The organism is Pedobacter sp. 01T416_2, assembly GCF_056398925.1.
Genome location: NZ_JBFTQI010000383.1, coordinates 1 through 5,580, shown reverse-complemented (window position 1 = coordinate 5,580; position 5,580 = coordinate 1). Strand labels below are relative to the sequence as shown.

General features: G+C 38.7%; 6 protein-coding genes. All 6 read right to left on the bottom strand.

What is annotated here, in order from left to right:
• A partial coding sequence (locus tag AC1DPQ_RS16100; protein WP_477610230.1) for a UDP-N-acetylglucosamine--N-acetylmuramyl-(pentapeptide) pyrophosphoryl-undecaprenol N-acetylglucosamine transferase occupies positions 1-619 on the bottom strand: 619 nt, incomplete at its 3' end.
• A gap of 94 nt (positions 620-713) precedes the next feature.
• On the bottom strand, positions 714-1,091 hold the full coding sequence (locus AC1DPQ_RS16095; RefSeq protein WP_223833553.1) for a four helix bundle protein: 378 nt from the start codon (positions 1,089-1,091) through the stop codon (positions 714-716).
• 110 nt (positions 1,092-1,201) lie between these two features.
• A complete protein-coding gene (locus tag AC1DPQ_RS16090; protein ID WP_215131996.1) occupies positions 1,202-2,395 on the bottom strand; it encodes an FtsW/RodA/SpoVE family cell cycle protein in 1,194 nt (397 codons plus the stop codon).
• 15 nt (positions 2,396-2,410) lie between these two features.
• On the bottom strand, positions 2,411-3,799 hold the full coding sequence (murD, locus tag AC1DPQ_RS16085) for a UDP-N-acetylmuramoyl-L-alanine--D-glutamate ligase (protein WP_477584450.1): 1,389 nt from the start codon (positions 3,797-3,799) through the stop codon (positions 2,411-2,413).
• 142 nt (positions 3,800-3,941) lie between these two features.
• The gene (gene mraY, locus AC1DPQ_RS16080) at positions 3,942-5,189 is read right to left on the bottom strand and encodes a phospho-N-acetylmuramoyl-pentapeptide-transferase (RefSeq protein ID WP_477584452.1); all 1,248 of its coding nucleotides are present in this window, start codon (positions 5,187-5,189) and stop codon (positions 3,942-3,944) included.
• A partial coding sequence (locus AC1DPQ_RS16075; protein WP_477610227.1) for a glutamate ligase domain-containing protein occupies positions 5,189-5,580 on the bottom strand: 392 nt, incomplete at its 5' end. The genes AC1DPQ_RS16075 and mraY, both read right to left, overlap by 1 nt.

Below are 5,580 nucleotides of genomic sequence, written 5' to 3'. Positions count from 1 at the left end.
GTGTGCCTGCGCCTAAACTTCCACCGGTAACCATAATGGTCTTTTTCAATGGATCGAGCTTTAACAGTTCGGCACCCTGAAAATGTTTTCCTTTAATATCAACTACTTCCTGGCGGACAGGATTTCCTGTTTTTAAAATCCGATCAGCTGGAAAAAACTGATCCATATCATCAAAGGCAACACAGATTTTTGAAGCCTTTTTACCTAACCATTTATTAGTTATTCCGGCATAAGAATTCTGTTCCTGGATGAGGTAAGGAATTCCTTTCAACGAAGCTGCATACAATAGTGGGCCCGAGGCATAACCACCAACACCTACTACGGCATCGGGCTTAAAATCATTGATAATCTGCATGGCTTTGCGAACACTACCGATTACCTTGAACGGGAGCGCGAGATTTTTAATAATCGAGCCGCGTTGCATCCCACTAATATTTAACCCTATAATTTTATATCCGGCTGCAGGAACTTTTTCCATTTCCATGCGGCCTATTGCACCCACAAACAAAATCTCACAGGTTGGCACCATGCGTTTTAGCGCATTGGCTATGGCCACGGCGGGAAAAATATGCCCGCCGGTGCCACCACCTGATATGATAATTTTTGGGGAATTATTCATTTTATATTTAATTATTGAATGATAGAATTTTGAATGAGTGAGTGCTACAGGCAATCCTCCATTCTTTCATTTCAATCATTCGCTCTTTCAATCACTATTTATTATTACTTACTGTTTTTCTTGCTTTAGCTACAATTGCCAAAATTTCATTTACTTCTTTTAATAATGGTTGAGCTTTAACTAAATCCGAAATTCCAGATTCGGTTAAAATTTCAATCCAAAAAGCTGTTTCATCAGCCTCTTCTACAACTATGCTAAGTTTTGCGTAAAACTCAGCTTTTGACCTACTTCTACAAGCTGCTCTATAATTTGATCCAACTGAAGAAGAGGAACGCATAAATTGCCTACCTAATATTCTTGCTTCTTCTGTTTTCGGTAATGCTTGATAGAACTTAATTGAATCTAAAACCAACTTTTTTGTTCTTGCTTTTATCGCTGTTACAAAATCTATTTTACTAACATTCTCCATCATTTATTAATTTTAATTTCAACTTTAAAACTTTGGGATGTTTTATTCAATTTCTAATTCACTCAATTATTAATCATTGCGTAAATTCAATCATTCACTAATTCAATCATTAATTAAGCTATTGCAGGTATTTCACCTATTATTATTTTATTTTTTACTTTCTCTTTTTCTTCTTTTGTTAACGCATTTGCATTTTCTTCTACATCACGGCTTACGCTGAGTATAATCCCGAAGGCCACACTGGTAAAGATCATTGATGTACCACCCATACTTACCAACGGAAGCGGAACCCCTGTTACCGGCCCCAACCCTACCGCTACCGCCATGTTTGCAAAGGCCTGTATGGTCAGACTGAAACTCAGTCCGGCTGCCAGGAGCGCGCCGAAGGCCTTGGGCGCCCGGGTTACGATCTTGATACATCGGTATAAAAGCACCAGGTATAGTATCATAATTACAATTCCTCCCACAGTTCCCCATTCTTCAATAATAATGGCGAAAATAAAATCGGAATACGGGTGTGGTAGGAAATTGCGTTGTGTACTATTACCTGGTCCTTTACCAAAAACACCACCAGTAGCCAAAGCAATTTTTGCCTGGTCTGCCTGGAAAGTTTTATCTGAATGCTGCATTTCAGGATGCATGAACGTATTGATACGCGACATGTACGTTTTTCTTCTTGGGCCCAAAAAGAAAACAAACAACAGGAGCACAAAGCCACCTGCACAAACAATCGCGATCTGTTTAATACTGATCCTACCGATAATTAACAGCAAAATACTTACACCAAACAGCATTAATGCTGTAGATAGGTTGGCCAGTGCGATTAAAACAAACACCACACAAACCGAACCCATAATTGGTATAAATGATTCTTTAACATTTTTAATATTTTCTTGCTTTTTGGTTAGCATCCTGGCCAAAAAGGTGATCAATGCCAGCTTTGCTAAATCAGAAGTTTGAAACGTCAATCCGATTACCGGTATTTTAACCCATCTTGATGCATCGTTCAAATTTGTTCCGAATATTAATGTATAAAACAGCAACGGAATGGTAACGATCATCAATACCTTTGAAATACCCGCATAATAACGGTAATCGAGCAGGTGGGCAATATAGATCATCCCGATACCCATCAGCACAAAAATTAAATGTTTGGTGAGCAAAAGCTTTTCTACCGTTTCTCCTTTTTTATATGCCAAGGTACCTGTTGCACTATACACTGCCATTACAGATATAAGCGAAAGCAGGATGATGATCAGCCAGATCCACCTATCGCCTTTTGTTTTATTAAGTAGTGCTTGGAACATATATTGTACCTCCTATTATAATTCTCTAACTGCCGCTTTAAACTGGTTACCGCGGTCTTCGTAATTTTTGAACAGATCGAAACTGGCACAGGCTGGCGATAACAAAACCGCATCGCCACGTTTAGCCAAATGGAAAGCAATCTGTGCTGCTTCATCTGCCGAAAAAGTATTTACAATTACTTCTACATCATCCTCGAAAGCATCGTGAATACGTTTGTTATCCTTACCCAAACAAACGATAGCCTTAACCTTACTTTTAACCAGATCTTTAAGCATGTTGTAATCGTTTCCCTTATCAACACCGCCCATAATCAATACTACATCACTGGTCATACTCTCTAAAGCATACCAGGTAGAGTTCACATTGGTGGCTTTACTGTCGTTGATAAAATCGATCCCCGAAATTTTGGCCACATGCTCTAACCTGTGCTCAATATTTTTGAAATTGCCCATGCTTTCGCGGATGGTCTCATTTCTTAATTCTAAAACTTTAGACACAATGCCTGAGGCCATAGAATTGTAAATGTTGTGCTTGCCCTGTAAGGCTAAATCTGAAATAGACATGGTTAGTTGGTTATTTGGTTCTGTAAGGATATGTATAGTAGTTTCTTCTAAATAAGCACCCAGTTCTACTTTTTTAGTAATTGAAAAGGGAAAGGCTTTCGCCACAGGCTTAATCAACTCGATGGCTTTTAGGCTCTCTTCGTCATCTGCACAATAAATGAAAATATCTTCTGCTGTCTGGTTTTGAACAATCCGCATTTTAGATGCAGCATAATTCTCCAGTTTATAATCGTAACGATCTAAATGATCCGGTGTAATGTTAAGTAAAACTGCTATATCGGCTTTAAATGCGAACATATCATCAAGCATGAAACTTGAGATTTCCAGTACATAATATTCGTAATCTTCTGTAGCCACCTGTGCTGCAAAACTCTGTCCGATATTACCAGCCAGACCCACATTTAAACCCGCATTTTTTAGGATGTGATAGGTTAATAAACTCGTAGTCGACTTACCGTTTGAACCCGTAATGCAGATGGTTTTTGCATTGGTATATCTTTTGGCAAATTCAATTTCCGAAACCACAGGAACACCTTTTGCGACCAATTTTTTAATAATTGGGGCTGTAGGCGGAATACCCGGACTTTTAATTACCTCTGTTGCATTTAAGATCAGTTCTTCGGTATGTTTTTCAGATTCGAACGGAATGGAAAGTTTTTCTAATGCAGCTTTATATTTGTCGGTAATTACACCGTAATCGGAAACAAAAACATCGAAACCTTTTGCCTGAGCCAATTTTGCAGCGCCAACTCCACTTTCGCCGGCACCAAGAATAACCACACGGCCGTGCCCGGTCATCGCTGACTTAGTATTGCTTGATGTGATATTATTCGTGCTCATTATTATTTTTTAGTATCAAGTGATAAGTATCAAGACCGGATACCATCACATTTTAATTTTTTTACCTTATTTTTTATTTACCACTAAGGGTATTTTAATTATTATTCTATCTTTTGCCTTTCAGCTTTAGTCTTTTGGCTTTTTACCTCAGTTTCAATGTTACAATGGTCATAATTGCCAGCATGATTCCGATAATCCAGAAGCGGGTTACAATTTTGGCTTCATGATATCCTTTTTTCTGGTAATGGTGGTGTAAAGGCGACATCAGGAAAATCCTGCGGCCTTCGCCAAATTTCTTCTTGGTATATTTAAAATAAGACACCTGCATAATTACCGACACCAGTTCTACCAGGAATATTCCACATAAAATCGGAATCAACAGCTCTTTGCGGATCATGATGGCAAATGAGGCGATGATTCCCCCAATGGCCAAACTTCCGGTATCGCCCATAAAAATCTGCGCCGGGTAAGAGTTATACCAAAGAAAACCTACGCAGGAACCCACAAATGCACCTGCAAAAATCATCAGCTCTGCAGAGTTTGGGATATACATAATATTGAGGTAATCGGCCATAATGGTATTACCCGATACATAAGCCAAAATACCCAGGGTGATCCCGATTACTGCCGAAGTTCCTGTAGCTAAACCATCAATCCCATCGGTAATGTTTGCCCCGTTCGACACGGCGGTAATGATAAATACCGTTACGATCAGGAAGATAAAAAATGCATATTTATGGTAATCGGCACCTAAAAACTTTAATACCTTTGCATAATCGAACTCATTGTTCTTATAAAAAGGCATATTGGTTTTAGTCGATTTTACATCTTGTGTATAATAAAAGGTTTCTCCTTTTTGGCGCAGTACCATCGGAACCGTAGAAGTACTTTTTACATCGTCCTGTACAGTTTCCCTTACCACAATATTTGGATGGAAGTACATGGTGCAACCTACAATTAAGCCTAAACCAACCTGACCAACTACTTTAAAACGACCTGCTAAACCTTCTTTATTCTTTTTGAAAACTTTGATATAATCATCTAAAAAGCCTACAGTGCCCATCCAGATTGTGGTGATTATCATTAAAATCACATAGATATTGGAGATATTGGCAAACAACATGGTTGGAATAAGAATGCCCAGCAAAATAATAATACCACCCATTGTCGGTGTACCTTGTTTTTGCATCTGTCCTTCTAAACCTAAATTCCTTACTGTTTCTCCAACCTGTTTTTTATGTAGGTAATCAATCAACCTACGTCCGTAAACGGTGGTAATTACCAATGATAAAATAATAGAGATAGATGCACGGAAAGTGATGTACTGAAACAACCTTAACCCAGGTATATCATAATGCTTATGCAGGTATTCGAATAATAAATATAACATTAGCTGATTGGTTTTAATTGTTCAAGTAAAATTTCTTTATCATCAAAATGGTTCCTTACGCCATTAATTTCCTGATATTTCTCATGCCCTTTACCAGCAACAAGAATAATGTCTCCTGGCTGCGCTAAATGGCAGGCTGTTTTTATTGCTTCTTTTCTATCTAAAATGGATAGGGTTTTACGCTTATTGCTTGGTGACACACCTGCTTCCATTTCGCTGATAATCGTCTGTGGATCTTCCGTTCTGGGATTGTCGGAGGTCAGGATCACTTTATCGCTCCAATCGCATGCTACCTGAGCCATAATAGGGCGTTTGGTTTTATCACGATCTCCCCCGCATCCAATCACTGTGATTACCTGTTCGGTTCCTTTGCGGATATTGGCAATGGTAC